Genomic DNA, 25,595 nt, shown 5'->3' with positions numbered 1-25,595 from the left:
CCTGAAACAATTCGACTATAAGCAGAATGAAAGAACCGGGCTGACAGGCGCGTCGGCCCGAGCCGCCGAAAGGACTTGCAATGACCGTTGATTTTGCCGCTCTCAAATCGCTGCGCAGTGCAAGCGCAGACCGTCATATCCTCGATCTCTTCGCAGAGGATTCAGACCGGGCCTCGCGTTTTTCGGCGCTGGCGGACGGGCTTTTGTTCGATTACTCGAAAACCAACATCGACGAAGCGACGCGGGCGGCTCTGTTCGACCTTCTGGATGTGGCGGGGGTGCCGGAAAAACGCGAGGCGATGTTCTCCGGCGAGAAGATCAACGACACCGAGGGGCGCGCGGTACTGCATACGGCGCTGCGCAACCTCGATGGTGGGCCGGTCATGGTCGACGGCAAGGATGTGATCCCCGGTGTGCGCCATACGCTGGCGCGGATGGACGATTTCGCCGACCGGGTGCGGCGCGGCACGATCACATCCTATTCGGGCGTGCCGTTTGAAAATGTGGTGAACATCGGCATCGGCGGCTCCGACCTTGGCCCCGTGATGGCCTATGAGGCGCTCAAGCCCTATGCCGACGGGCCGCATTGCCATTTCGTCTCCAATGTCGACGGCGCGCATGTGCATGATGTGCTGGCCGGGCTGAACCCGCAGACCACGCTGGTGATTGTCGCTTCCAAGACCTTTACCACCATCGAGACCATGACCAACGCGCAGACCGCGCGCGACTGGTTGGTGAAATCGGTGGGCGAAGAGGGGATTTCGAAACATTTCGCGGCGCTGTCGACCGCGAAGGACAAGACCGCCGCTTTCGGCATCGACCCCGATCTGGTGTTCGGTTTCGAGGATTGGGTCGGCGGGCGCTATTCCGTCTGGGGGCCGATCGGGCTGTCCTTGATGCTCGCCATCGGGCCGCAGCGCTTTGCCGAATTCCTGCGCGGCGGGCAGGCGATGGACACGCATTTCCGCACCGCCGAATGGCAGGACAACCTGCCGGTGCTTTTGGCGCTGGTGGGCGTCTGGCACAATCAGGTCTGCGGCTATGCCACCCGCGCGGTGCTGCCCTATGAGCAACGTCTGCTGCGGCTTCCGGCCTATCTGCAACAGCTCGAAATGGAATCGAACGGCAAACGCGTGGCGATGGACGGCAGCGATCTGCCGTTCGACAGCGGGCCGGTGGTCTGGGGTGAGCCGGGCACCAATGGCCAGCACGCGTTTTATCAGCTGATCCACCAAGGCACGCGGGTGATCCCCTGTGAATTCATGGTCGGGCGCTTCGGTCATGAGCCGGGGCTGGCGCATCAGCATGAGCTTCTTGTGTCCAACTGCCTGGCGCAGTCCGAAGCACTTCTGCGCGGCAGGTCTTTGGCGGAAGCCACGGAGATCATGAAGAAAAAGGGATTCGAGGGCGCGGAGCTCGACCGTCAGGCGCGGCACCGGGTTTTCCCGGGCAACCGGCCCACGACGACGCTCGCCTATGAGAAACTGACGCCCTTCGTGCTGGGCCAGATCGTGGCACTCTATGAGCACCGGGTGTTTGTCGAGGGTGTGATCCTTGGCATCAATTCCTACGACCAATGGGGTGTGGAGCTGGGCAAGGAACTGGCTCTGGCGCTGCAACCGGTGTTGGCCGGCGAGGCCGATGGCGCGGGCAAGGACGGTTCGACGTTGCAGCTCGTCGATTACCTGAAGATGAACGGGTAATGCTTTGGAATAAGGTGAAAATGGCCCGTTGATGGGCCATTTTTTATCCGAAGAGATTGCCGAATTTCAGCGCGGTCTTGGCATCGCCCGCAATCTTGAGCTTGCCGAACATGGCGGCTTTGATCGGGTTCAACTGACCCGCGAGGATTTTCTCGAAAGTCGGCTGATCGGCGATGATGGCGCAGTCGGCACGGTCGTCGGAAATCTCCGCCGTATCGCCCCTGATGATCAGATTGCCGATCTCCTTGATCCGGAGCGAAACTGATTTTTCGAAATTCTCGCCCTTGAGCCGTTCGGCCAGCGCCGCTTTCGCGATGTCCAGAAAGTCTTTGGTCATGTGATGTCCTCCCGGTGAAATCCGTAGCGGGTCGAAGGGGGAAGCCAAAGCGAAACCTCACGTCACAAGGTCACGTCCCCACAACAAGAGTGGGGTGTTCCGAAGGGTTCTGATTTTGTGAGAAAACTGGAGCGGGTAGCGGGAATCGAACCCGCGCGTTCAGCTTGGGAAGCTGACAGGCTACCATTACATCATACCCGCCTGAGGTGAGGCACTTGGTAGTCAAAGCCGCGGGGGCGGTCAAGCGGATAAGATTGGGTAAATGCTGTTTTTTCATTAGAAGATCAGCAGTGCGACCACGATCAAAATGGCAATAACAATAAGGACCAGCCAAGGATTGAGGGGGGCAGCGTTGATCCGCCAATACTGACCGATAGTGAGGTTTTGAAGGATGCGAGGCTTTCCACCAATGGAGGACAGCACGAACTGATCCTTGGATTTGAGTTCGGCATCCGAATAGGTATCGCTTGAGAATTGCAGATATTTTTCAGTGCCGTTCTGCGTATACCTCACATCATATTCACGAGTATTCGATTTCCTGTGCCCGCGAGACCTTTTCGAACGCGCAGTTCCCACAAGGCTCGTAAATTCAACATTACAGTTTTTGCATGTTAGAGAGAATTCGCCTTGCCCGGAGACGGAAAACGCAGTTTGCGTCGCGCATTTGGGACAGACAATATTCAATTGCATTGCGTTATAAATTTCATCGTTAACTGTGACTGATAAAGACGTAGCATATACGTATCTGCCTGTGAAGATTTGGCGGTTGTTCCCTCCGTCGGCGCTGCGATGAGCATAGAGGCGCAGTATTACGATGAAAAAGGCCACGCCCGGGGAGGCGTGGCCAAGATATCCATACAGGACATCTGAGGCAGTTGCGGCCTTATTAAGACACGGGCATCAGCACACCGTCGACGAAGTACATCACGCCGTTGGACTGCTCGATGTCTTTCGCCAGCGTGGTCACGAGATTGCTCTGGGCGTCACGCAGGATGAGCTCTTCGCCGGTGCCTTTCTCGACACGGATCGGATCGCCGGACACAGTGGTCAGGGTCACGGTGTTGTTGTCGAAATCGACCGCCACATTTTCCGGCAGGGCAACATCGTCCGGTGCCTCATTGCTCTTGAGCAGGTCGTCGATCATCTGCGGCGTGAATTCGCCCTTCACCAGATGGGCGTTGATCACGTCCTGAAGCATCTCGCGGTTCTCGGGCTTCATCAGGTCGGCCACAGCCTCAGCCGGAAGTTTGTCAAAGGCGGCGTTGGTCGGCGCGAAGAGCGTGTAAGGGCCTTCGCCCATCAGCTCGTCGGCGAGACCGGCAGCCTTCACCGCTTCGATCAGGGTGGTCAGGTTCTGCACCTTCATCGCATTTTCGGCGATGGTGGCGTTCCGGTCTAGCGCCTGTTCGTTGATGATTTCGGCACCGTTCACCGGGGTCTCGGCAAAGGATGCGAGCGGGGCGGCAGCCATCAGGGCAGCGGTGGACAGGGCAAGGAATTTACCACGGGTTTTCATGAGAAACCTCCGTTTTCGTGTTCGTCAATTTGGCGTGGGCGACGTCTTCGCCGGCCTTCTGGGGACACAACCCGGCAAAACGGGCAAAGGTTTCCCTCCGCCCGTTCACATCATTTTCAACCTGTATCTGGGAACCTTTTGGCTCTTAACCGCGCCGCCGTCTGCGCCGCCCGCCACCGTCGCCATCGCCCGCGTTGAAATTCAGATCGGGCAGGGGCACGAGAGCACGCAGGCCAGTGAAAGGATCGGTTGCGTGCGGGATGGCGTTGGCGTTGACGAAATGCTCCTGAAACTTCGGCTCAATGGCGGTTTCCACCTTGGTGATGTGATGCACCAGCTCCTCGATCTCGCGCCGGGCCGCGCGATTGAGCAGCGCGATCTGCGCGCCCGTCCCCGCGGCATTCCCGGCGGAGGTCACATGATCCAGCGGGCAATCCGGGATCATGCCCAGCACCATGGCGTGTTTCGGCGAGATATGCGCCCCGAAGGCGCCCGCGAGCACCACGCGCTCGACCCTATCCGTGCCGAATTCGTCCATCAAAAGCCGCGCCCCCGCGTAGAGCGCGGATTTCGCAAGCTGGATGGCGCGAATGTCGCCTTGGGTGACGGTGATGACCGGCCCGCCTTTGGCGGAGCCGTCATGGATCAGATATTCATGGGTGCGGCCCGTGGGACGACACCGCGGCGTGCCGGTGGCCTCGGCGGACCCGATCAGCCCCTGCGCGTCCAACACGCCCGCCATGCGCATTTCCGCCACAGCCTCGATGATACCGGAGCCGCAAATGCCGGTGACCTCGGTGTCGAACGCCGGATCGTCGGACCAGAGATCGGAGCCGATCACCCGGAAACGCGGGTCCTTGGTGGCGGGGTCGATCTCGATCCGCTCGATGGCGCCCGCAGCGGCGCGTTGGCCGGAGGAAATCTGTGCCCCTTCAAAGGCCGGGCCGGTGGGCGAGGAACAGGCCAGAACACGGGTTTTGTTGCCGAGGATGATCTCGGCATTGGTGCCCACATCGACGATCAGCGTCAGCGCGTCCTGCTTTTGCGGCGCCTCGGACAGCGCCACAGCGGCGGCATCCGCACCTACATGGCCAGCGATCAGCGGCAGGATATAAAGCTGTGCCTCGGGAGCAAGAGTCAGCCCCAGATCGCGCGCGGGCAGGTCGAGCGCGGAGTTGGTGGCAAGCGCAAAAGGCGCTTGCCCCAGAGGGATCGGATCGAGCCCCAAAAGCAGGTGGTGCATCACCGGGTTCATCACCACGACCATCTCGAAAATCTGGTCGCGGGCGATCCCGGCTTCCTCGGCCAAGGTCCCAGCCAGATCATCGAGCGCGCTGCGCACGGAGGTGGTCATCTCAGCGGCACCGCCGGGGTTCATCATCGCGTAAGAGACGCGCGACATCAGGTCCTCGCCAAAGCGGATCTGCGGGTTCATCACGCCACCGGAGGCCAGAACCGCCCCGGTTTTCAGATCGGTCAAATGCGCCGCGATGGTCGTAGACCCGAGGTCGACGGCAAGCCCATAAAGCGCGGGCTCGACATAGCCGGGCCAGACGCCGACCACACTCACCGCACCTTCGCGCGCTTCGTTGAGCGCCAGCGTGACCTTGTATTTGCCTGTGATCAGAGCGGCTTGCAGCGCGGTCAGCATGTTGAGGGGCAGGGTGCCTGCCTCGATGTCCCATTGCGCCTTGAGGGCGGCCTTGGTGCGTTCCCAATCTCCGGTGGGCGCGTGCATATCGGCCTCGTCCACCTCGACGTAAACCGCGCGCGTCGCCGGGTCCATCTCGATCACCCGCGTGGTCGCGGCCTTGCGCACAACCTGTTTGTGGACCTGACTTTCCGGCGGCACATCCAAGACGATGTCGCCCTGAATACAGGCCTGACAGCCCAGCCTGCGGCCCGGTTTCAACCCGCGCACACGGTCATAGCGCTCTTCAACCGCGTTGACCTCCGAAAGCGCGTCCTCACCGGCATGAATGCCATGTTTCGCATGTTCGCCGAAGGAGGGCTGCACCTGACATTTCGAACAAATCCCGCGCCCGCCACACACGGAATCCAGATCGACGCCCAATTGTCGCGCCGCCTGCAACACGGTGGTGCCGGGCGCGACATGGCCGCGTTTGCCCGAGGGGGTGAAAATCACCAGAGGGTCTTTATCCATTCTTCATTGCCTTATTCGGGGCTTTTTGCGGATCATCGTCACGCCATGCGCCATTCTCTAAACCGTCCAGACTCCATGGTCCGATGGAGAGCCGAATAAGCCGCAGCGTTGGAAAGCCCACGGCGGCACTCATGCGGCGCACCTGACGGTTGCGGCCTTCGGAAATCGTCAGCTCAAGCCAGCTTTCCGGCACGGATTTTCGATAGCGCACAGGCGGATTGCGCGGCCAGAGCCAGTCCGGTTCCCCGACGCGCCGGGCCTTCGCGGGCCGGGTCATCCCGTCCTTAAGCTCCACGCCCTTGCGCAGCTGCGAAAGCGCCTCCTCCGTCAGATCGCCCTCGACCTGCGCCAGATAGGTCTTGGCCATCTTGTGCTTCGGGTCCGAAATCGCCGCCTGCAACTTCCCGTCATCGGTCAGGAGCAAAAGCCCCTCGCTGTCGCGATCGAGCCGCCCCGCCGGATAGACCCGCGGCACGTCGATGAACTCCGACAGGGTCTTGCGCGTCGTTCCTTCCGTACCCTTGTCAGTGAACTGGGAAAGCACGTCAAAGGGCTTGTTGAAGGCGATCAATCGTGCCATGACCTGCGTTTCCTTTGCTGTTCAAATACTCAGACACCGTCCCTTCGGACGTGCTTACCCTCTGCGGCTACACCTTTGTTTTGCGCGCCGCGTTACCCGCGGCGGCGACGCCCACCACCGCGACGCCCGCCAGCCCCGGCACTGGCCGCCGCCGCAGCAGCCTCGGCAAAGCTCGCGCCCTGTGCCACGGCTTCGGCCACGCGAGAAAACCCGATCCATTTCGACCCATCCGCATCGTGGTTCATCAACAGGTTGGCGGCGCGGATCGCCTCCATCTCCTGCACCCGCACCGGGTTCATGATCGCAGACGTCATGCCCGCGCCAATCGCCATCGGCAGAAACGCCGCGTTGATCCCGTGGCGTTGCGGCAGGCCAAAGGAAATGTTCGACGCGCCGCAGGTGGTGTTGACGCCCAGCTCCTCGCGCAGACGACGCACCAAGGTAAACACCTGATGCCCGGCGGTCGCCATCGCCCCGATCGGCATCACCAGCGGATCGACCACGATGTCATGCGCCGGAATGCCGTAATCGGCCGCGCGTTCCACGATGCGTTTCGCGACGGCAAAGCGCACGTCCGGGTCTTCGGAAATACCACTGTCGTCGTTGGAGATCGCCACAACAGGCACGTTATATTTCTTCACCAGCGGCAGGACGCGCTCCATCCGCTCTTCTTCGCCGGTCACGGAGTTCAAAAGCGGACGGCCCTCCGCCATTTCCAGACCTTTTTCCAAAGCGTCCGGCACCGAGCTGTCGATACACAGCGGCACGTCGACCACGGCCTGCACGCGCGCAACCAGTTCGGCCATCAGCGGCGGCTCGACGAAATTGTTGTCCGCGTAGCGCGGGTCTTCGGCCATTTTGTTGGAGAACACCGCGCCGGAGTTGATGTCCAGAATATTGGCGCCACAGGCCACCTGTTCCAAAGCATCGCGCTCGACGGTGGAGAAATCGCCCATCTCCAGCTCGGCCGCGAGCTTCTTGCGGCCCGTCGGGTTGATGCGCTCGCCGATCACGCAGAAGGGTTCGTCAAAGCCGATGACGACGGTCTTGGTCTTGCTCTCGATCACAGTACGGGTCATGGGTCTCGTCCTTTATTCGGCCTCACGGCCCTCGTTGTTCACCAGCGCGATCAGGCGCTCTTTGTCATAGGCCGCATCCAGTTCGGCGGCGCGGGTGTCGGCTGCGTCCTGACCGTCGAGGGCGGTTTCTTCCACCACATCGCGCCATTCGGCCATATAGGCGTCGCCATCCGTGGCCCCGATCTTCATCGCGACCCGGTCGATGGCCTGTTCGAACCGCTCCGGCAGGATCGCACGCGCAGCGCGACGGCCCCGGCCCACACGGACCTGCGCCGGGATGTCTCGCCAGTAGATTACGGTCAGATCAGCCATTTTGCCCAGCCTCGCGCTAAATTTCCTTGCCGGAACGCATAAAAGAAAGCCGGGCCGCGGGGAAGGCCACAAGATCGGAAAAATACTCAAGAAGATCATGAGCAGGGCCGACCTGCTGCGTGTGACCTCCGGGCATTGTGATGGTCATCCCTTTTCACGGCTCTTGCCCGACGCGCGGATTTTCGCTTATGATGGGGATAACTTGATATGGAGGGCGTGAACCATGGCGCCCAAGCGTCCCAAAGGTGCGGGCGCGTTCCCGAAAGCGGTCGAGCCTCCCGCACCCAAACCCGCCGACCCGGCCGAGCTTTATGCCGCGCTGGATCTCGGTACCAATTCGTGCCGCATGCTGATCGCCCAGCCAAAGGGCAGCCAGTTTCATGTGGTCGACAGTTTCTCGAAATCGGTTCAGCTCGGCAACGGGTTAGAGGCCTCTGGTCGGTTGTGCCGGTCGTCGATCTCGCGAACCATTCAGGCGCTGCGCGTCTGTCGCAAGAAGCTCGAGAAACACGAGGTCAAACACATGCGACTGGTGGCGACTGAGGCCTGTCGCCGTGCCCGCAACTCGCGCGATTTCCTGCGCCGGGTGCAGCGGGAGACCGGGCTCAAGCTCGAAATCATCAAGCCGGAAGAAGAGGCGCGGCTCGCCGTCATTTCCTGCGCCCCTCTGGTGTCGACCAAGACCGAACAGCTTCTGGTGGTGGATATCGGCGGCGGTTCGACCGAACTCGTGTGGATCGACCTGACCAATGTGCCGCGCGCCGAACGTCCGCGCTCGATCATGCGGCTGCATACCGGTTTCACCAATGCCGACAGCCCGTTTCCGCATGCCAAGGTGGTGGACTGGATTTCCGTGCCGCTGGGCGTCGCGACCCTGATGGAGCAATTCTCCGACGTCGAGGACGACGCCGCGCGCTTTGCGCTGATGTCCTGGTATTTCGAGGAAAAACTCGCCGATTTCACCCCCTATGCCAATGAGGCCTGTCGCGAAGGCTTTCAGATCATCGGCACCTCGGGGACGGTGACCACGGTCGCCGCCTCGCATCTCGGGCTCAAACGCTACGACCGCAACAAGGTCGACGGGCTGCGCATGACCTCCGAGCAGATCAACCGGGTGATCCGCGATTATCTCGACCTCGGCCCGGAAGGGCGCAAACGCGACCCGCGCATCGGGCGTGACCGGCAGGAGTTGATTATGTCGGGCGCGGCGATCCTTCAGGCGCTTCTGCGCATCTGGCCGACGGATCGGCTCTCTGTTGCGGATCGTGGTCTGCGCGAAGGTCTGCTCTATGCCCAGATGTCGGCAGACGGCGTTTTGGAAGAGGCCGTACCATAGGCTTTCTGATAGTCTAAATACTCAAACAAAAAGCGGGGCTTGCCCCGCTTTTTCATGCATCACATTAAGTTTCGGCGCGCCGTGAACTCAGGGGATGATCCGGGTGTATTTCGTACCCTCGACAGTTGCGCCCGCAATGAGACCGGCCTGACCGAAGACCACCGCGATCACAGGCGAAAGCGAGGTCATGGTCTCTGCCGAAAGGTTCTCGCCCTTGTTGGACAGCGCATATTCGAGATCCGCCCCCGCAGACCAACCCGGCGAGTTCCGGAAGCCCGCCAGCGCTTCGTTGGTCATGAAGAACAGGACGTGCGCATATTGCTGCGCGCCGATCTGAAGGCCGATGGTGGCCTGAGCGGAAGAGTAATAATCCACAGTGACGCCCCCGACACGCAGCGCGCCGCGCCCGTAAGAACCACCAACGCCGAATCCCGCCTTGGTGATCAGCGGCATGACCAGCATGCCGACGGATTTGTCGCGCAGTGCCGTGGTGCCGGGATATTCGGAATAGAGATAGTTCAGCGTGCTGTCGACCCGTGCGTCGATCGTCGCGGCGCCGTTCGAACGCATGGAATTGTCACAGGCGGCCAAAAGCCCGGCGCTGCCCAGACCGATCATGAACGTCCGGCGATTGGAAATCGTCATAGGGGTATCCCTTTGCTGCTATGCCTCGTGAAGAGCTCTATTGGCCCGCTTGTCGGTACTATAACCGCAAGTTTTTGCCCATGTCATCGGCAAAACACCACCTATGGTGGGTTTGAGTGGGGTTTTGCCGATCTGTAGCCGTTATTTCGCGAGCAATTTCGCTGCTTCAGGGGCAAAATAGGTCAAAATGCCATTGCAGCCTGCGCGCTTGAAGCACATGAGGCTCTCGAGCACGATCTTGTCGCGGTCGAGCCAGCCATTCTGGAAGGCCGCGACCAGCATCGCATATTCGCCGGAGACCTGATAGGCGAAGGTCGGGACATGAAACCGCTCCTGCACCCGGGTGCAAACATCGAGATAGGGCATGCCGGGCTTGACCATCACCATATCCGCCCCTTCCAAAAGGTCACGTTCGACGAGGCGCAGCGCCTCGTCGGTGTTGGCCGGGTCCATCTGATAGGTCTTCTTGTCGCCTTTCAAAGCGCCCGACGCGCCGACCGCATCGCGGAACGGACCATAGAACCCGGAAGCGTATTTCGCGGCATAGGACATGATCGAGACCTTGTCGAAGCCCTCGGCCTCAAGCGCCTGACGGATCATGCCGATACGCCCGTCCATCATGTCCGACGGCCCGATGATGTCAGCACCCGCCTCGGCCTGAGCCACGGACATTTTCACCAGAGCCTCGACGGTCATATCGTTGACGATCTCGCCATTCACCACATAGCCGTCATGGCCGTTGATGTTATAGGGATCGAGCGCCACGTCGGTCATGATCGCAAGCTCCGGCACCTCCGCCTTGATCGCGCGAATGGCCCGGTTGACGAGGTTGTCCGGGTGCCAGGCCCCGGCGCAATCCTCGGTTTTCAAATCCTGTTCGATATAGGGAAAGAGGCAGATCGCAGGAATGCCCGCCTCGTAAGCGCTCACGGCCGCCTTGACCAGCCGGTCGATGGTCAATCGCTCGACGCCGGGCATGGAGGCAATGGGCGTCGCCTCATTCACGCCTTCGCGCACGAAGACCGGCCAGATCAGATCGGCGACGGAGAGGTAATTTTCCCGCACGAGACCGCGCAGCGCCTCCGTCTTTCGGGTCCGGCGCAGACGGGTGAGCGGGAAGGGAGCGGTGGTGCGTGTCATGGCGGCGACCTCGATTTGCGATATTTCCATTGAGGTGGCATGGATTTTCCAGCGCTTCAAGGGTAGGAATCGGCATCCGGGGGGCCTAATCTGTGCACAGGTCGGGCAAGCCCCTCACAGAATTTGCCGTAGAAACCGGCCCCAAGAGTAAAGAGCAGACGCCCGTGGACATCTATTCAACCATTTTCGAAGTGATCGACATGCGGTCTTTTTCGAATCTGTGGTACTGGATCGCGCTGACCGTGCTCTGGTCCACAGCCTCGCATTTCGTCCTGGGTGTGCCCTTCGATCTGGCGCTCAAGGCCAAGCGTCAGGGCGGCACCCGCATGGCCGATCTCGAGGATCTGGTGCGGATCAACTGCGGTCGGCTGCTCAGCATCGCCGAGGTCTCGGGGCTCATGCTGACGGCCCTTGCGGCGGCGGCGATCACCATTCTGGGATTCACCGGCTTCGTCTATGACATGGAATTCTCCCAGGCGCTGTTCCTGATGGCCTTCCCGATGATCTTCGTCGGATTGCTGAACATTCGCCTCGCCCGCCGGATCTCGATTGAGGAGCCAAAGGGCGAGCAACTCGTGGCCTTGCTGCGTCGCCAGAGATTCTATGTGCAACTCATTGGAATGATGTCGATTTTCTCAACTGCCATGTGGGGCATGTATCAGAACATCGTTATCGGCCCTCTGGGAGGGTGAGCAGATGAGCAAGACCAACCATCTCACCGTCGGCGGTGCGCCGGAGGGGTTCGACGCGTTTTCCCTCGCCCGAGAAGTGACCCGGGCCGGGACGCCTTTGATCCATGTCGCCCGTGACGACAAACGTCTGGCGGCGCTGCGCGACGGCTTGCGGTTTTTCGCACCCGACTTGCCGGTGCTGGAATTCCCGGCTTGGGATTGCCTGCCGTTCGACCGCAGTTCGCCCAATGCCGATCTGGCGGCACAGCGCATGGCGACACTGGCGGCTCTCGCGCATGGTGCGGTGCCGAAACGCTTTGTCCTGCTGACCACGCTCTCGTCTGCGACCCAGCGTGTTCCGGCGCGGGACACTTTGGCGGAGGCAGCGTTTACGCTGCGCAAAGGTCAGCGGGTCAATGAGGCGGAGCTTCGGGCGTTTTTCGTCCGCATGGGCTTTACCCAAGCACCGACCGTGGTCGAGCATGGCGATTACGCCATTCGAGGTGGCATCATCGACGTCTTCCCGCCGGGGCAGGTCCTGCCGGTGCGGCTCGATTTCTTCGGCGACGAATTGGACGGCATCCGGCGCTTCGATCCGGCGTCGCAAAAGACCGTCGACAGCCTCGATGAGGTGAGTTTCACACCGGTCTCCGAGGTGATCCTCGATGAGGCGGCGATCACGCGGTTTCGGCAGAATTACCGCATCGAATTCGGCGCGGCAGGCACCGACGATCCGCTCTATGAGGCGGTGACGGCGGGGCGCAAACATGCGGGCATGGAGCATTGGCTCCCGTATTTCCACGAGCGGCTGAATACGCTTTTCGATTACCTGCCGGGCGTGACGATTTCCCTTGACGATCAATCCACTGCGGCACGTCTTTCGCGTTGGGAGGGCATTGAGGATCAGTATCAGACCCGGCGCGAGGCGCTGACAGCCAAGGGGCGGCTGGACTCGGTTTACAAACCCTGTCCGCCGGGGCTGTTGTATCTGGACGATGCGGGGTGGGAGGCGGCGACCGAAGGGCGTCGGGTGATCCATTTCCACCCGCTGCCGCAGGCCTCCGGCCCCGGTGTGATTGACGCGGGCGGTCGCGTCGGGCGCAATTTCTCGCCTGAGCGCCAGATGGAAGGTGTCAATCTTTTCGAGGAGTTGGCGGGTCATATTCGCAAACGGCGCGAAGTCGGACAGGTGGTCGTTGCCTCATGGTCCGAAGGCGCACGGGAGCGGCTCAAGTCGCTTTTGGAAGACGAGGACCTGAATGGGCTGACGGAGATTCACGACTGGCGCGATGTGCCGGACGGGATCGGCGGCATCTATCTCGCGGTCTGGACGCTCGATCAGGGGTTCGAGGCGCCGGTGGGCGATGGCCATTCCGTGACGGTGATTTCCGAGCAGGATGTTTTGGGGGATCGCCTCATTCGCCGTCCGGGGCGGCGGAAGCGGGCGGAAAATTTCCTGACGGAACACAGCGCGCTGAGCCCCGGCGATCTGATTGTCCATGTCGAACATGGCGTGGGGATTTTCCGCGGGCTTGAGGTTGTGACCGCTCTCGGGGCTGCGCACGAATGCCTGTTGCTGGAATATGCGGGCGGGGATCGGCTTTATCTTCCCGTTGAAAATATTGAGCTTCTGAGCCGCTACGGCCATGACGAAGGGCTTCTCGACAAGCTCGGCGGCGGCGCTTGGCAGGCCAAGAAAGCGCGGATGAAAGAACGCATCCGCGAGGTGGCGGAAAAGCTGATCCGCATCGCCGCCGAGCGCCACATTCGCAAAGCGCCGATCATGGAGCCTCCGGAAGATATGTGGGAGGCCTTCTGCGCGCGCTTCCCCTATACGGAGACCGAGGATCAGATGAAGGCGATCGAGGATTGCCTCGACGATCTGGATCGCGGCATTCCGATGGATCGTCTGGTCTGTGGCGATGTGGGCTTTGGCAAGACCGAGGTGGCGATGCGCGCGGCTTTTGTTGCGGCGCTCTCGGGCGCGCAGGTCGCGGTAATCGCGCCGACGACGCTTCTGGCCCGGCAACACTTCCGCAGTTTTGCCGAGCGGTTCCGGGGATTTCCGATCAATATCAGACCAATGTCGCGCTTTGTTTCCGCAAAAGACATGGCGAAAACCCGCGAGGAACTGGCCGAAGGGACGGTCGACATCGTCGTCGGAACCCACGCTTTGCTGGCGAAATCCGTCAAATTCGCCAATCTCGGCCTGCTTATTGTGGACGAGGAACAGCGCTTTGGTGTTACGCACAAAGAGCGCCTTAAGTCTTTGAAATCCAACATCCACGTACTGACGCTTTCGGCCACGCCGATCCCGCGGACGCTGCAAATGTCTCTTACGGGGGTGCGCGATCTGTCGATCATCGGCACGCCGCCCGTCGACCGGCTGTCGATCCGCACCTATGTGTCGGAATTCGACACGGTGACGATCCGCGAGGCGCTGTTGCGCGAACATTACCGGGGCGGGCAATCGTTTTTCGTGGTGCCGCGGGTGAGCGACATCCCGGAGATCGAGGATTTCCTCAAGGCGCAGGTGCCGGAACTTACCCATGTGGTGGCGCATGGCCAGATGGCGGCGGGGGAACTCGATGACCGGATGAACGCGTTTTACGACGGGAAATATGACGTGCTCTTGGCGACGACCATCGTGGAAAGCGGCATCGACATTCCGACCGCCAACACGATGGTGGTGCACCGCGCCGATATGTTCGGCCTTGCGCAGCTTTACCAGATCCGGGGCCGGGTCGGTCGCGCCAAGACGCGCGCCTATGCCTATCTGACCACGAAACCCCGCGCGCCTTTGACACCGCAGGCGGAGAAACGGCTGCGGGTATTGGGGTCTCTCGATACGCTCGGGGCCGGATTTACCCTTGCGTCTCAAGATCTTGACATTCGAGGTGCAGGCAACTTGGTGGGCGAGGAGCAGTCGGGTCACGTCAAAGAGGTCGGCTTTGAGCTTTATCAGTCGATGCTCGAAGAGGCGATTGCGCGGATCAAATCGGGCGAGGAGGCGGTCAGTCTGGACGACGACGGCCAATGGGCGCCGCAGATCAACCTTGGCGTGCCGGTGCTGATCCCCGAAACCTATGTGCCCGATCTCGACGTGCGGCTGGGGCTCTATCGGCGTTTGTCGGGGCTGAAAACCAAGGTGGAACTCGAAGGCTTCGCCGCCGAGTTGATCGACCGTTTCGGGAAATTGCCGAAAGAGGTCAATACTTTGCTCTTGGTTGTTCGGATCAAGGAGAAATGCCGGGAAGCCGGAATTGCGCGGCTCGATGGCGGACCGAAGGGCGCGACGATCCAGTTCCACAACGACAAATATGCCAACCCGGCGGGGCTTGTGGAATTCATCCACGGGCAAAAGGGTCAGGCCAAGGTCAAGGACAACAAGATCATCATCCGGCGCGACTGGAAGAAAGACAGCGACAAGATCAAGGGTGCGTATTCGATTGCGCAGGACCTTGCGAAATTCGCCAAAGTCGCTGCGCAACCGATGAAGAAATAACGCTTATTCCCCGTGGTGCGAAGGAGCGCCATGGGGCGCTGTGGCGCTGTCTTCAAAGCGGAACAGGATCAGCGCCAGACCGGAGCAGATGATGCCCGCCGCCATCACCGGGATCGGTGTGCCGTTGAAGGCGAGGCCCACAGGGGCTGCGATCAGCACGGAGCCCATGGTGAACACCGCACCGATCAACGAGTTGGCAAGCCCTGCGAGACGCCCCAGCGGCACCAGAGCCAATGCGTTGAGGTTGCCGAAGGTGAATGCGTTGATCGAGAACATCGCGACGGTCCAGAGGAAGAACACCACGAAACCGGGGGTGCCGGTGCCGATGCCCATGAGGTTGAAACCAAGTGCAACCACAGAGGCGGTGAGCGAGATCGTGTAGCCGAGACGGATCAGGAAATGCATGCCTTTCTCGCCCACGAGCTTGCCGTTCAGGATCGCGCCGCCGGCGGAGAGGATCGCGGTTGCGCCGAAGAGATAGGGGAAGAGGTTTTCGAGATTGTAGGTCTCGCTGTAAATCTGCTGCACCGAGGAAAGGATGGCAAACATCTGACCGAAGCCGAGCATCAGGATTACGGTGTAAATCCGGACGTTGTAATTGCCGAAGACCTCTTTGACGCCGGAGGACAGGTCGGTCCAGTTCAGGCGGCGGTGATTTTCCGGCGCAAGGGTTTCGCCCTGACGCAGGCCGAGCCAGGTGGCACCCACGACGGCGACGAAGACGAAGGCGGCGAAAATGCCGTGCCAGCCGAAATCCGAAATGATCAGCGCGCCGATCGAGGGGGCGGCGGCGGGGACGATCATGAAGATGGTCATGACGAAAGAGGTGATCTTGGCCATCTCACGGCCCTCGTAGAGGTCACGCACCATGGCGACCCCGACGGTGCGCGGGAAGGCCCCGCCGACGCCCTGAATGGCGCGACCGACCAGCATCATCTCCATCGTGTTCGACAGACCCGCGATCACCGCACCGACGATATAGAGGCCGAGACCGGCGAGGATCACAGGCTTGCGACCGAAATGATCGGAGATCGGGCCGGAGACCAGCGTGCCGAAGCCCATGCCAAAGACGAAAGACGTCAGAACGAGTTGAGCGCGGTTGACGTCGTCGGGCGAAAGCTCGGCGGCGATCTGCGGCAGGCCCGGCAACATCGCGTCGATGGAAAAGGCGACGGTCGCAAAGAGCAGGGCCAGAAGGACCGTGAATTCGAGTTGCGGCAAACGGCGCGGCATGTGGTGTCTCTCTTATAGGGTGCGGTGCACTTTGGTGGAACGCTCACCGGAACACACCGCCAGATTGCGGATTTTCCAAGACACAAGTCGCGACCGCCGAGGCAGGGGTCGCGACTGTTGGTTTAGGAAACTTTCCGGGACCGTAATCCGGCTGCGACGTTTTGAACAGTCCGCGTGAAGCAGAGGCCTCTCTGCGCGAATGCACAGCTCTCAGAGAGGATCGTCCTGCGCCGCCAACTCGTCGATCACATCGAGCCAGAGATCGGTCGGCTGCGCGCCGGAAACCGCGTGCTGGTTGCCGACGATGAACAGCGGCACGGCATTGACGCCGCGATCTCGGGCGTGCCGATCACGGGTCTGGATTTCATCGATGTCGGCGTCGGTCGCGAGGAGGCGCAGAGTGGCCCCCGCATCCATTCCGACCTGACCGGCGAGATCGGCCAAAACCTCCGGCGCGCCTATGTCGCGGCCTTCCTGAAAATAGGCGCGATAAAGGGCGGACACCATCGGCGTCTGACGCCCCTCGATCCCGGCCCAGTGAATGAGCCGGTGTGCATCCATCGTGTTGGGCGTGGTGCGAATGCCGAGAAGGTCGGTCTTGGGCAGTTCCTTGATCAGAATCTCGACCACCGGAGCATAGGCTTTGCGCGCCCCCTCGGAGCCGCCGAATTTCGCATTGAGATAGTCGCGTCGCTCCATGCCGCCCTTCGGCATCGTCGGGTTCAATTGGAACGGATGCCACTGAATCGCAAAGCGGTGGTTCGGGCGGGCTTCGAGCGCGCGCTCGAGCCGAGCCTTGCCGATGTAGCACCAGGGGCAGATCGGATCGTGGAAAATGTCGAGCGGGATCATCGGGACCTCGTTTGGATGTTGAGGGCTTGTAGCGCGCTCGGAGCGGGGAGGGGAGTGAAAAAGGAAAATATTCCTGCCCTTCACGATTTCCAGAAAATCGGATGTTCTCCTTGCCCTATATCTTGTGTTTGGGGTGGGTTTGCAGATTTGCAAGCTCTGCATATTCTCGATTTGTACTGCTTATGTTCACATAAAATTATCCTTAAGCGGGGCGCAGATTGTGTCAGGGTGTAGCTCGTGACGACACGGGGGAATCGTGGTTAACTACCTGCAATCAAACGTTTTCAAGTTCATCAGGGTCACCATCATGGCGATGCAGAGCACTCCGCACTTCTCCACATTTCAGGGCCGCGCTCCGCGATCCGAACATGAGATCGACAGCTTTCGCCACCGCATGCGTATGCCCGCCGCCACGCTGGCCCTTGGCCTGATCGCGGCGATTGCCATCGCAGGCGGCGCGCTGGATCGGGTGATCTCCCATCAGGTCACCGGCGATCTCACGGACATCGAATTCCTCACCGGGACCCTTCCGGTCACCTCTTCCGAGATCGACTAAGACGACCGGCAACAAGACTCAGGGCAGGCAAAACCTCACGAGCAGTCCCCCCAACTGACCCTGCCCCAAGAGCCCCCGAAGATGCGAGAACAGCATCCGGGGGTTTTCTTTTGTCCTTTTCTTTGCGCAAGCGGACGCGCTACAAAGCGCCATGGAACCGGATGACGATCACACCCCAAGCCTGATCAAACTGGCCCGCGAAGGGGTCGAGGGCGCGCCAGACGAGGCGCGGCCTTTGGACTTGGGGCAACGCGTGCGCGATCTGCGCAAGGCGCGCGGCTGGACTTTGGAGCAGGCGGCGACGCAGGCGGGGCTGGCGCGCTCCACGCTGTCGAAAATCGAAAACGGTCAAATGTCGCCCACCTACGATGCGTTGAAAAAGCTCGCCGTGGGGTTGGAAATTTCCGTACCGCAGCTTTTCACCCCGCCGCAAAAGGCGCAGATTTCGGGCCGCATGGCGGTGACGAAATCGGGCGAGGGCACGGCGCATCCGACGGCGACTTATGAGCATGAGATGCTCGCGGGCGCGCTGACCAAGAAATCCATGCTGCCCTACCGCGCGACGATCCGGGCGCGCAGTTTCGAAGAGTTCGACGGCTGGGTGCGGCACGATGGCGAGGAATTTCTTTATGTGCTCACCGGCGTCATCAAGCTGATCACCGAGTTCTACGAACCTGTCGAAATGCGCCGCGGCGACAGCGCCTATTACGACGCCTCGATGGGTCATAACGTGATCTCGGTCAGCCCGGAGGATGCGACGATCCTCTGGGTGACGTCTTTAGACTGACTTCCGGTTGGATCAGAACCAGCTCTGAACCGTGCGGGACGCGCCGGTGATGTCTTCGCCGACACCTGCGACGGTGCCGCAGGAGGCCAAGGTGAGGGTGAAGAGGAGGGCGACTGCTGCTTTTTTCATGTTCATTCTTCCCATGCCTAAAGGGTTATATTTTCCGCGCCTGGCGGGTCATTCTTCCCAATACCAGGTCATTTCCCGCCACATGATCCAATCGCCATACAAAGGCAAGGGCTCAGGATAATGCAGCTCTTTCACATGTGCGTCGAAGCTCTCGTTCCAGGCGTAAAGCGGAATGACGTAGCGGCCTGCGGTCAACAGCCGATCGAGCGCACGGGTGGCGGCGAGGCTGTCTTCGCGGTCATTCGCGTCGAGCATTTTGGCGATCATCGCATCCACGACCGGGTCCTTGATCCCCGCGACATTGCGGGAACCGGGTTGATCGGCGGCGGCCTGTCCGAAATAGGCATATTGCTCGTTGCCGGGGCTGAGCGAGGTGCCGTAGCGCACCGGGGTCATGCCGAAATCGAAGGTTTCCATGCGCTGGATATATTGCGGTTTGTCGACGACGGAGATTTTCGGCTGGATGCCCAGTTGATTGAGCATTTGCGTGTAGGTGTCGATGATGGATTGGTTTTCATCGTCGCCGACCATGAGCAGGATCTCGAAGGTGAAAAGATCGCCATCGGCGTTTTTCATCTGGCCGTTCTGGATGGTCCATCCCGCCTCTTCCATCAGCCCGAGCGCCCGGCGCACCGACCCTCGGTCGAGTTCGCGGCCTGAGGTTTCGGGCAGGGTGTACCCCTCCAAAACGCCGGGGAGCAGGTCGTCTTTGTAAGGCTCCAACAGCTCTTTCACACGGCCTTCGGCGGGGCCTTCGCGCATGCCAAGGGGCGAGTTGGAGAAGTACGAGGTAATCCGGCTCTGCTGGCTCTCGGTCTGGGCCTCGTTGATATAGTTGAAATTGAACACCTCGATCATCGCCTGACGCACCTGCCAGTCGGCAAATTGCGGCAGCCGCGTGTTCATCGCAAAACCGGTCATGCCGGTCGGACGCTGATGCGGGATCTCGGATTTGATCACATCGCCACGGGTCACAGCGGGGAAGTCGTATTGATCCTGCCAGGTCTGCACGTTGAATTCGCGATGCGCGTTCAGCTCTCCGGCTTTGAAGGCCTCGATCACCAGAGAGGGATCGGCGAAGAATTCGAAACGGATCGTGTCGAAATTGGCCTGACCCTTCATCACGGGCAGGTCTTTCGCCCAATAGTCCGGGTTGCGGGTCAGCTCGATGAACATGCCGGGATTGGCGGCGGTGACGGTGTAAGGTCCGGAAGTGACGGGGATCTGATCCATGCCGGATTTGGTGAAATCCTTGCCATCCCAATAGGCTTTCTTGAGAATCGGGCGTGTCGCGACCAAAAGCGGCAGTTCGCGGTTGTCCACGTTGAAAGTGAATTTCACCTTGGTCTCGCCGGTCTGCTCGATGTTGCCGATCTGGCCCCAGAGCGACGCGTATCGACCGTGGCCTTCGGTGCCCAAAGTCTCGAAGGACCATATCACATCCTCGACCGTCACCGGCGTGCCGTCGGAGAACTTCGCTTCGGGCCGTAGGGTAAACTCGACCCAAGTTCGATCCGCGTCGGTCTCGACGGTTTCGCACAACAGGCAATAGAGCGTGAACGGTTCCGAATATGCCTGCATCATCAGGCTCTCAGCCATCATATACCGCAGCTGCCAGGGTACGTTGCCTTTGTCGATATAGGGATTGAGACTGTCGAAGGTGCCGCCTTCCCCCGTGACGATCTTGCCCCCCTTGGGGGCATCGGCGCGCACATAGGGCAGGGATGAGAAATCGGCCGGAAGCTCCGGGTCGCCATACATCGCCAGACCATAGGTCGGCTCGGCCACCGCCCATGAGGGGAAAAGGGCCAAAAGCGCCAGTGCTGCGGCGCTATTTTTGACGCCATTTTTGCCGCATGCGAAATAGTTTTGTGCCATGATGTAAACGCTGCCTCCGCCGGGGTCTTTTTGCGACCGATCTGCCGTTGTTCTTGCCGCAAACTTACGCGCTGCGAAAAGCGTTTTCAAACTTTTAGCTTGGAGAGCGGCGCAGAACCGCGTATAAAGAACTCACTGCTCGATAGGTTTCTTGCCTGTATGAAACCTGCCTCAATAACTCAGCGCCCGCCTCGTGCGGGCGTTTTTTTTGGTTCTCAAATCGCCTTTTTTCCAAGCAGGCTTGACGAAAACCGCTGTCCTGAAAGGCAAGGAAAACCGCACCCTTGGCTCACATTCGGAACACGTCCGGGCGATTCTCTGAGAGCGGGAGCGATTCTCCCCTTTGAATTGCAGACGCGCACTCTAATGTCGGTGCCAACACATGCACTTCAGGAGGACATCATGACACTCAAAGGCAAAACCGCCGTGATCACCGGATCGAATTCGGGGATCGGGCTTGGGGTGGCGCGCGAACTGGCGAAGGCGGGGGCCGATGTGGTGCTCAATTCCTTCACCGACCGCGATGAGGATCACGCATTGGCCGAAGAGATCGGCCGCGAGTTCGGTGTCAAAGCCCGCTATATCAAGGCCGATATGTCGAAAGGGGCGGAGTGCCGGGCGCTGATCGAGCAGGCCGGTGTCTGCGATATCCTCGTGAACAACGCAGGCATTCAGTTTGTTTCGCCGATCGACGAATTCCCCATCGACAAATGGGATGCGATCATCGCGATCAACATGAATTCGGCCTTTCACACCACCGCCGCCGCTTTGCCGCTGATGCGCAAAGCGGGCTGGGGACGGGTGGTCAACATCGCCTCTGCCCACGGGCTGACCGCCTCGCCGTTCAAATCCGCCTATGTCAGCGCCAAACACGGTGTCGTCGGCATGACCAAGGTCGTGGCGCTGGAGACGGCGAAAGAGGCGATTACCGCCAATGCGATCTGTCCCGGTTACGTGCACACGCCTCTGGTCGACGCACAAATCCCCGATACGGCGAAGAAATACGGCATGACGGAACAGGAGGCGATCGAGAAGGTGATCCTTGAGCGTCAGCCCTCGAAACAATTCGCGACGGTCGAGCAGATCGGCGGCACGGCGGTGTTCCTCTGCTCGGACGCGGCGGCCCAGATCACCGGCACGACGATCTCCGTCGACGGGGGCTGGACCGCACTCTGATGGCGAAACGGAAGACGAAGAACTCGATCAAACGGATCAACCTCGCGCTTCAGGGCGGCGGCGCGCATGGCGCCTTCACCTGGGGCGTGCTGGACCGGCTTTTGGAACATGAGGAGATCGAGATCGCCGCGATCTCCGGCACCTCGGCGGGCGCGCTCAATGGCGCGGCGCTGAAATCCGGGCTTGTGCGCGATGGGCGCGAGGGGGCGAAACAGGCGCTCGACGGTCTCTGGGAACAGATGGGCGCGCTCTCCGACATGCGGCTCAACGCCTGGATGTCGCAATTCGGGCCAACGACCGAGATGGTCACCCGCATGATGCAAGTGAGCGTGCCCTTTGCCTTTCTCGATTCCATTGCAACCTTCACAAGCCCCTATGTTTACGGCGCTTTCTATGAAAACCCGTTGAGCGATGTGGTCGAGGATCTGGTCTGCCCCCATACCGGCTCGGAGGAAGGTCCGGCGTTGTTCATTTCGACGACCAATGTGCGGACCGGGAAAATCCGCGTGTTTTCTGGGGCGGAAGTGACCACCGATGTCATTCTGGCCTCAGCCTGCCTGCCGGAACTGTTTCAGGCGGTGGAGATCAAGGACCCGGTGACGGGCGTGACCGATCCCTATTGGGACGGCGGCTATACCGGCAACCCGGCGCTGTTCCCGCTGTTCGAGCCGGAATTTCCGCAAGACGTGGTGATCGTCAACATCAACCCGATGGAACGACCAGGCACGCCGAAGACGCCGGAGGAGATCCAGAACCGGATCAACGAGATTTCGTTCAATTCCTCGATGCTGCGCGAGTTGCGGTCAGTGCAATTCGTGCGCGAACTGATCGCGGACAAACGTCTGCCTGCGGGGGCGATGAAGGATGTGCTGATCCATATGATCGCCGATGACGATCTGATGCAGGACCTCTCGGCACGCACCAAACTCGTGCCTTCGCCCTTGCTGCTCTCGCGGATGAAAGAGGCGGGCAGGGCGGCCTGCGACCGGTTTCTCGCTGCGCATTTCGACGATCTGGGCACGCGGGCGAGCGTCGATCTGAAGGCAATGTTTTCATAAGACAAAGCCGCCCAATTGGGCGGCTTTGTCTGTCGTCTTACTCCGGTTGTGCGGCTGGCAACGTGTCGGGTTTCGGAGGCTGCGTCGGGTCCTTCGGGTTCGGGTAAACCAGCCCCGCCGAGATCACCAGTTTCGCCGCATCCTCCACCGTCATCTCGAGCTTGACCACATCATGCTCCGGGAAGAACAGCAGAAATCCCGACGTCGGGTTGGGCGTCGTCGGCACGAAGACGGAGAGGTATTTCTCATCCTGCGGCGTGCGCCGGGCCACTTCGCCCTTGGCATTGGTCGAGACAAAGCCGATCGCCCAGATGCCGCGCCGCGGGTATTCGACGAGGCACGCCTGATCGAAGGAGGTTTCGGATTGCGAAAAGATCGTCTCGGCGATCTGTTTCACCCCATTGTAGATCGACCGCACGATGGGTGTGCGGTCGACGAGGCTTTCGGCCCAGCGGATGAGCGAGCGCCCGACGAGCCCCTTGGCGATCCAGCCGACGACCACGGTGAAGATCAGGAAAATGATCACGCCCGCGCCGCGCAGGTTGATATGGATCTGATCCGCCGGGTCGGTATAGCCGAGGAACCGGTTGATCAGAGCATCCGGGTGATAGCCGGAGGGAACGAAGGTCAGCACCCAGCCGTCGACCCAGCCGATCACGGTCCAGATCACATAGGCGGTCAGCCCGATGGGGGCGACCACCACGAGCCCGGTCAGGAAGGCCGCACGCAAATGTGCAAAAAGCCCCGGACGGCGCGGCTTTGGCGGGTGGGTTTCTTCTTCGAACGGGTTGGTCATTGGGGTGCGAAGCCTGTGCTTGCGGGCGACATGCCCTGTTTGCGCTGAACTTATGCGTGCACGGGTTAAGAGACAAGTAAGCGGCCCAAAGGTTTCGGGCCGCTCACAGGTTTATTTTTCAGATCGTCGGTTCCGTTGCCGTTCTGGCGTTTATTTGCACAGCGCTCTTATGCGCAGAGCGCTTTGGCGATCTCGGCCGCGAGCCGGGCGTTGTTGCGCACCAGCGCAATATTGGCGGCGAGAGACGCCCCCTCGGTCAGTTCGAAAATCCGCTGCAACAGGAAGGGCGTGACCTCCTTGGCGTGGATGCCTTTCTCTTCGGCCTCTTTCAACGCGGTTTCGACGAAAGGCATGATCACCACACGCGGAATCTCATCCGCCTCAGGGATCGGATTGGCGACAAGCTGTCCGCCTTTCACGCCCATGGCTGCGCGCATGTCCATGGCGCGGGCGATCTCGGTAGCCGTATCCATACGCAGTGGGGCCTGAAGCCCGGAGGCGCGCGACCAGAAAGCAGGAATTTCGTCCTGACCATAGGCGATGACCGGAACGCCATGGGTCTCCAACACTTCGAGCGTCTTCGGGATGTCGAGAATGGCCTTCGGACCCGCCGCCACCACGGTCACGGCGGTTTCGCCCAGTTCCAGAAGATCGGCGGAGATGTCGAATGTCTCTTCCGCGCCGCGATGCACACCGCCGATGCCGCCTGTGGCGAACACCTTGATCCCGGCGAGCTCAGCCCCGATCATCGTCGCGGCGACGGTGGTCGCGCCCGTCGCACCGCGCGCGATGCAGACCGGAAGGTCGGCGCGCGAGACTTTCATCACGCCGGTGGCCTGCCCAAGCGCGGTCAATTGCGTGTCGGTCAGGCCGATGTGCAGCACGCCATCGAGCACGGCAATGGTCGCAGGCGTAGCGCCCGCCGCCCGGATGTCCTCTTCGACCATGCGTGCGGTCTCGACATTCTGCGGGTAGGGCATGCCATGGGTGATGATCGTGGATTCGAGCGCCACCACGGGGCGGCCCGCCTCCAGAGCCTCGGCGACTTCGGGGGCGTACATCATGGGAAGGGTCATAGGGGGGTATCTCCGGAAACGTAAAGGGCAGCGGCCTCAAGCGCGGCGGTCAGCGCACCGGTCGCATCGACCCCGCGCATTTCCGCCGCGATATGCGCCGCCATGAAAGTGTCGCCCGCACCGGTCACGCGCGCGACCAGAACTTCGGGCGGGGTTTGGGTCAGGACATCGCCATCATGGGCAATCGAAGCGCCCTTGCCGCCATTGGTCACCAGGACCCGATGCGCACCACGGGCGAGCAATGCCTGGGCGGCCTCGGCGGAGCTCTCAAACACGGTCTGGGCCAAAAGCCCGGCCTCTTCGAGATTGACATAAAGCGTTGCGCGCGGGTGATCCAGAAGCGGCAAGAGCCGCTCCGCCTTGCCCGGCGAGGCGGGAGCGACCCGCAGATCCGCTTTGGCGAACAACGGCGAGGCGGCAATCTCGCGCAGAAGCTGCGTGGTCAGATTTCCGTCCAGCGCCACAGGCCCGGTGTAGGGCGCGTTCACCGTGCCAAGCCGCCCGTCGGCCAGAGGCCGCAGGATCTTGTCGCCCGCGCGTTCCAGCGAATGCGCATCCGCGATGGCCGCAATCAGCCCGTTGGCCCCCTCGACCGCCATGTAACTGTCGGTCGGCAGATCCTCGGAAAGATAGACGTGCTCCGTGCCGATGCCGCGCACCTTCGCGGCCTCCACCAACTCCGTCCCCGCCGGGTCGCGCCCGATGGCGGTCAACAGATCGGGCTTCATTCCGAACCGCGCCAAAGCCATGGCGATATTCATCGCCACACCGCCCGGCACACGCACAATGCGCCCCGGCACGTCCGATCCGACGCGCATCGAACGATCCGTTCGCCCGATCACGTCCCAGAGCACCGAGCCGATACAAAGAATGTCATGTGTTTTGTCCATGCTCCCACTTGCGCCGGATTTTGACCGAATGGCAAGAGACGGCATGTCGTCCGGGCGCCACCCCCTGTCTCCTTTGCTGACAAAATACTCAAAACCGGGGCAGGGGTTGCCAATGCCCGAATTCCCCTCTATATGCGCGAGCACTTCACAGGCGGAGGCGGGCCCTCGGGGGAGAC

At 60.9% G+C, this 25,595-nt stretch carries 24 protein-coding genes and 1 tRNA gene; 8 read left to right on the top strand and 17 right to left on the bottom strand.

Annotated elements, in window-relative coordinates:
* The first annotated feature begins 80 nt into the window (after positions 1 to 80).
* On the top strand, positions 81 to 1,703 hold the full coding sequence (gene pgi, locus V1471_RS05130; protein WP_434287257.1) for a glucose-6-phosphate isomerase: 1,623 nt from the start codon (positions 81 to 83) through the stop codon (positions 1,701 to 1,703).
* A gap of 43 nt (positions 1,704 to 1,746) precedes the next feature.
* On the opposite strand, the gene V1471_RS05125 is transcribed toward pgi, so the two are convergent.
* The 8 genes from V1471_RS05125 to V1471_RS05090 all read right to left on the bottom strand — a co-directional run bounded on the left by V1471_RS05125 (position 1,747) and on the right by V1471_RS05090 (position 7,691).
* On the bottom strand, positions 1,747 to 2,040 hold the full coding sequence (locus V1471_RS05125; protein WP_434287256.1) for an SCP2 sterol-binding domain-containing protein: 294 nt from the start codon (positions 2,038 to 2,040) through the stop codon (positions 1,747 to 1,749).
* 127 nt (positions 2,041 to 2,167) lie between these two features.
* Positions 2,168 to 2,241: transfer RNA gene (locus V1471_RS05120), tRNA-Gly, on the bottom strand.
* A 75-nt stretch (positions 2,242 to 2,316) separates the two neighbouring features.
* Positions 2,317 to 2,868, bottom strand: a complete 552-nt coding sequence (locus V1471_RS05115) for a hypothetical protein (protein ID WP_434287255.1) — start codon at positions 2,866 to 2,868, stop codon at positions 2,317 to 2,319.
* Between the two features lie 58 nt (positions 2,869 to 2,926).
* Positions 2,927 to 3,556: a fasciclin domain-containing protein gene (locus V1471_RS05110; RefSeq protein ID WP_434287254.1), complete on the bottom strand. Its 630-nt coding sequence runs from the start codon at positions 3,554 to 3,556 to the stop codon at positions 2,927 to 2,929.
* Between the two features lie 145 nt (positions 3,557 to 3,701).
* Positions 3,702 to 5,720 carry an ASKHA domain-containing protein gene (locus tag V1471_RS05105; RefSeq protein ID WP_434287253.1) on the bottom strand — a complete coding sequence of 673 codons (2,019 nt, stop codon included), beginning with the start codon at positions 5,718 to 5,720 and terminating at the stop codon, positions 3,702 to 3,704.
* Positions 5,713 to 6,300 carry an rRNA large subunit pseudouridine synthase E gene (locus V1471_RS05100; protein ID WP_434287252.1) on the bottom strand — a complete coding sequence of 196 codons (588 nt, stop codon included), beginning with the start codon at positions 6,298 to 6,300 and terminating at the stop codon, positions 5,713 to 5,715. The genes V1471_RS05105 and V1471_RS05100 overlap by 8 nt, the downstream gene beginning before the upstream one ends.
* Before the next feature lie 92 nt (positions 6,301 to 6,392).
* Positions 6,393 to 7,379: a methyltetrahydrofolate cobalamin methyltransferase gene (locus V1471_RS05095; RefSeq protein WP_434287251.1), complete on the bottom strand. Its 987-nt coding sequence runs from the start codon at positions 7,377 to 7,379 to the stop codon at positions 6,393 to 6,395.
* 12 nt (positions 7,380 to 7,391) lie between these two features.
* Positions 7,392 to 7,691: a virulence factor gene (locus V1471_RS05090; RefSeq protein ID WP_434287250.1), complete on the bottom strand. Its 300-nt coding sequence runs from the start codon at positions 7,689 to 7,691 to the stop codon at positions 7,392 to 7,394.
* A 223-nt stretch (positions 7,692 to 7,914) separates the two neighbouring features.
* On the opposite strand from V1471_RS05090, the gene V1471_RS05085 reads away from it, so the two are divergent.
* Positions 7,915 to 9,027: a Ppx/GppA phosphatase family protein gene (locus tag V1471_RS05085; RefSeq protein ID WP_434287249.1), complete on the top strand. Its 1,113-nt coding sequence runs from the start codon at positions 7,915 to 7,917 to the stop codon at positions 9,025 to 9,027.
* Positions 9,028 to 9,114: 87 nt separating this feature from the next.
* Here V1471_RS05085 and V1471_RS05080 read toward each other — a convergent pair whose 3' ends face one another.
* On the bottom strand, positions 9,115 to 9,672 hold the full coding sequence (locus tag V1471_RS05080) for a YSC84-related protein (protein ID WP_434287248.1): 558 nt from the start codon (positions 9,670 to 9,672) through the stop codon (positions 9,115 to 9,117).
* A gap of 141 nt (positions 9,673 to 9,813) precedes the next feature.
* Entirely contained in the window at positions 9,814 to 10,812 is a 999-nt protein-coding gene (gene hemB / locus V1471_RS05075; protein WP_434287247.1) for a porphobilinogen synthase, read from the bottom strand.
* Positions 10,813 to 10,976: 164 nt separating this feature from the next.
* Between hemB and V1471_RS05070 the strand changes: the two genes are divergently transcribed.
* Together V1471_RS05070 and mfd are read left to right on the top strand one after the other, a co-directional pair.
* Positions 10,977 to 11,504, top strand: coding sequence for a component of SufBCD complex (locus tag V1471_RS05070; protein WP_434287246.1), 528 nt, complete (start codon positions 10,977 to 10,979; stop codon positions 11,502 to 11,504).
* A 4-nt stretch (positions 11,505 to 11,508) separates the two neighbouring features.
* Positions 11,509 to 14,988 (top strand): transcription-repair coupling factor, encoded by a 3,480-nt coding sequence (mfd, locus tag V1471_RS05065; RefSeq protein WP_434287245.1) that lies wholly within the window; start codon positions 11,509 to 11,511, stop codon positions 14,986 to 14,988.
* 3 nt (positions 14,989 to 14,991) lie between these two features.
* Here mfd and V1471_RS05060 read toward each other — a convergent pair whose 3' ends face one another.
* Together V1471_RS05060 and V1471_RS05055 are read right to left on the bottom strand one after the other, a co-directional pair.
* The gene (locus V1471_RS05060) at positions 14,992 to 16,221 is read right to left on the bottom strand and encodes a multidrug effflux MFS transporter (protein ID WP_434287244.1); all 1,230 of its coding nucleotides are present in this window, start codon (positions 16,219 to 16,221) and stop codon (positions 14,992 to 14,994) included.
* Between the two features lie 210 nt (positions 16,222 to 16,431).
* The gene (locus tag V1471_RS05055; RefSeq protein ID WP_434287243.1) at positions 16,432 to 17,073 is read right to left on the bottom strand and encodes a DsbA family oxidoreductase; all 642 of its coding nucleotides are present in this window, start codon (positions 17,071 to 17,073) and stop codon (positions 16,432 to 16,434) included.
* Between the two features lie 307 nt (positions 17,074 to 17,380).
* Between V1471_RS05055 and V1471_RS05050 the strand changes: the two genes are divergently transcribed.
* Together V1471_RS05050 and V1471_RS05045 are read left to right on the top strand one after the other, a co-directional pair.
* Positions 17,381 to 17,629, top strand: coding sequence for a hypothetical protein (locus V1471_RS05050; protein WP_434287241.1), 249 nt, complete (start codon positions 17,381 to 17,383; stop codon positions 17,627 to 17,629).
* A 151-nt stretch (positions 17,630 to 17,780) separates the two neighbouring features.
* Entirely contained in the window at positions 17,781 to 18,416 is a 636-nt protein-coding gene (locus tag V1471_RS05045; RefSeq protein WP_434287240.1) for a helix-turn-helix domain-containing protein, read from the top strand.
* Positions 18,417 to 18,428: 12 nt separating this feature from the next.
* Here the strand turns inward: V1471_RS05045 and V1471_RS05040 are convergent, their stop codons facing one another.
* Together V1471_RS05040 and V1471_RS05035 are read right to left on the bottom strand one after the other, a co-directional pair.
* Complete coding sequence (locus tag V1471_RS05040; protein ID WP_434287239.1) at positions 18,429 to 18,545, bottom strand: entericidin EcnA/B family protein; 117 nt, start codon at positions 18,543 to 18,545, stop codon at positions 18,429 to 18,431.
* Positions 18,546 to 18,593: 48 nt separating this feature from the next.
* Positions 18,594 to 20,423 (bottom strand): extracellular solute-binding protein, encoded by a 1,830-nt coding sequence (locus V1471_RS05035; protein ID WP_434287238.1) that lies wholly within the window; start codon positions 20,421 to 20,423, stop codon positions 18,594 to 18,596.
* A 402-nt stretch (positions 20,424 to 20,825) separates the two neighbouring features.
* On the opposite strand from V1471_RS05035, the gene V1471_RS05030 reads away from it, so the two are divergent.
* A complete protein-coding gene (locus V1471_RS05030) occupies positions 20,826 to 21,599 on the top strand; it encodes a 3-hydroxybutyrate dehydrogenase (protein ID WP_434287237.1) in 774 nt (257 codons plus the stop codon).
* The gene (locus V1471_RS05025; RefSeq protein ID WP_434287235.1) at positions 21,599 to 22,657 is read left to right on the top strand and encodes a patatin-like phospholipase family protein; all 1,059 of its coding nucleotides are present in this window, start codon (positions 21,599 to 21,601) and stop codon (positions 22,655 to 22,657) included. The genes V1471_RS05030 and V1471_RS05025 overlap by 1 nt, the downstream gene beginning before the upstream one ends.
* 37 nt (positions 22,658 to 22,694) lie before the next feature.
* Here V1471_RS05025 and V1471_RS05020 read toward each other — a convergent pair whose 3' ends face one another.
* The 3 genes from V1471_RS05020 to V1471_RS05010 form a co-directional block, all read right to left on the bottom strand.
* Positions 22,695 to 23,453: a DUF502 domain-containing protein gene (locus V1471_RS05020; RefSeq protein WP_434287234.1), complete on the bottom strand. Its 759-nt coding sequence runs from the start codon at positions 23,451 to 23,453 to the stop codon at positions 22,695 to 22,697.
* A 167-nt stretch (positions 23,454 to 23,620) separates the two neighbouring features.
* Entirely contained in the window at positions 23,621 to 24,529 is a 909-nt protein-coding gene (locus tag V1471_RS05015) for a pseudouridine-5'-phosphate glycosidase (RefSeq protein ID WP_434287233.1), read from the bottom strand.
* On the bottom strand, positions 24,526 to 25,419 hold the full coding sequence (locus V1471_RS05010) for a PfkB family carbohydrate kinase (RefSeq protein ID WP_434287232.1): 894 nt from the start codon (positions 25,417 to 25,419) through the stop codon (positions 24,526 to 24,528). The genes V1471_RS05015 and V1471_RS05010 overlap by 4 nt, the downstream gene beginning before the upstream one ends.
* Positions 25,420 to 25,595 lie beyond the last annotated feature (176 nt).

This window comes from Celeribacter sp. SCSIO 80788 (assembly GCF_051054295.1).
GTDB lineage: Bacteria > Pseudomonadota > Alphaproteobacteria > Rhodobacterales > Rhodobacteraceae > Celeribacter.
This window is presented reverse-complemented; position numbering and strand designations above follow the sequence as displayed.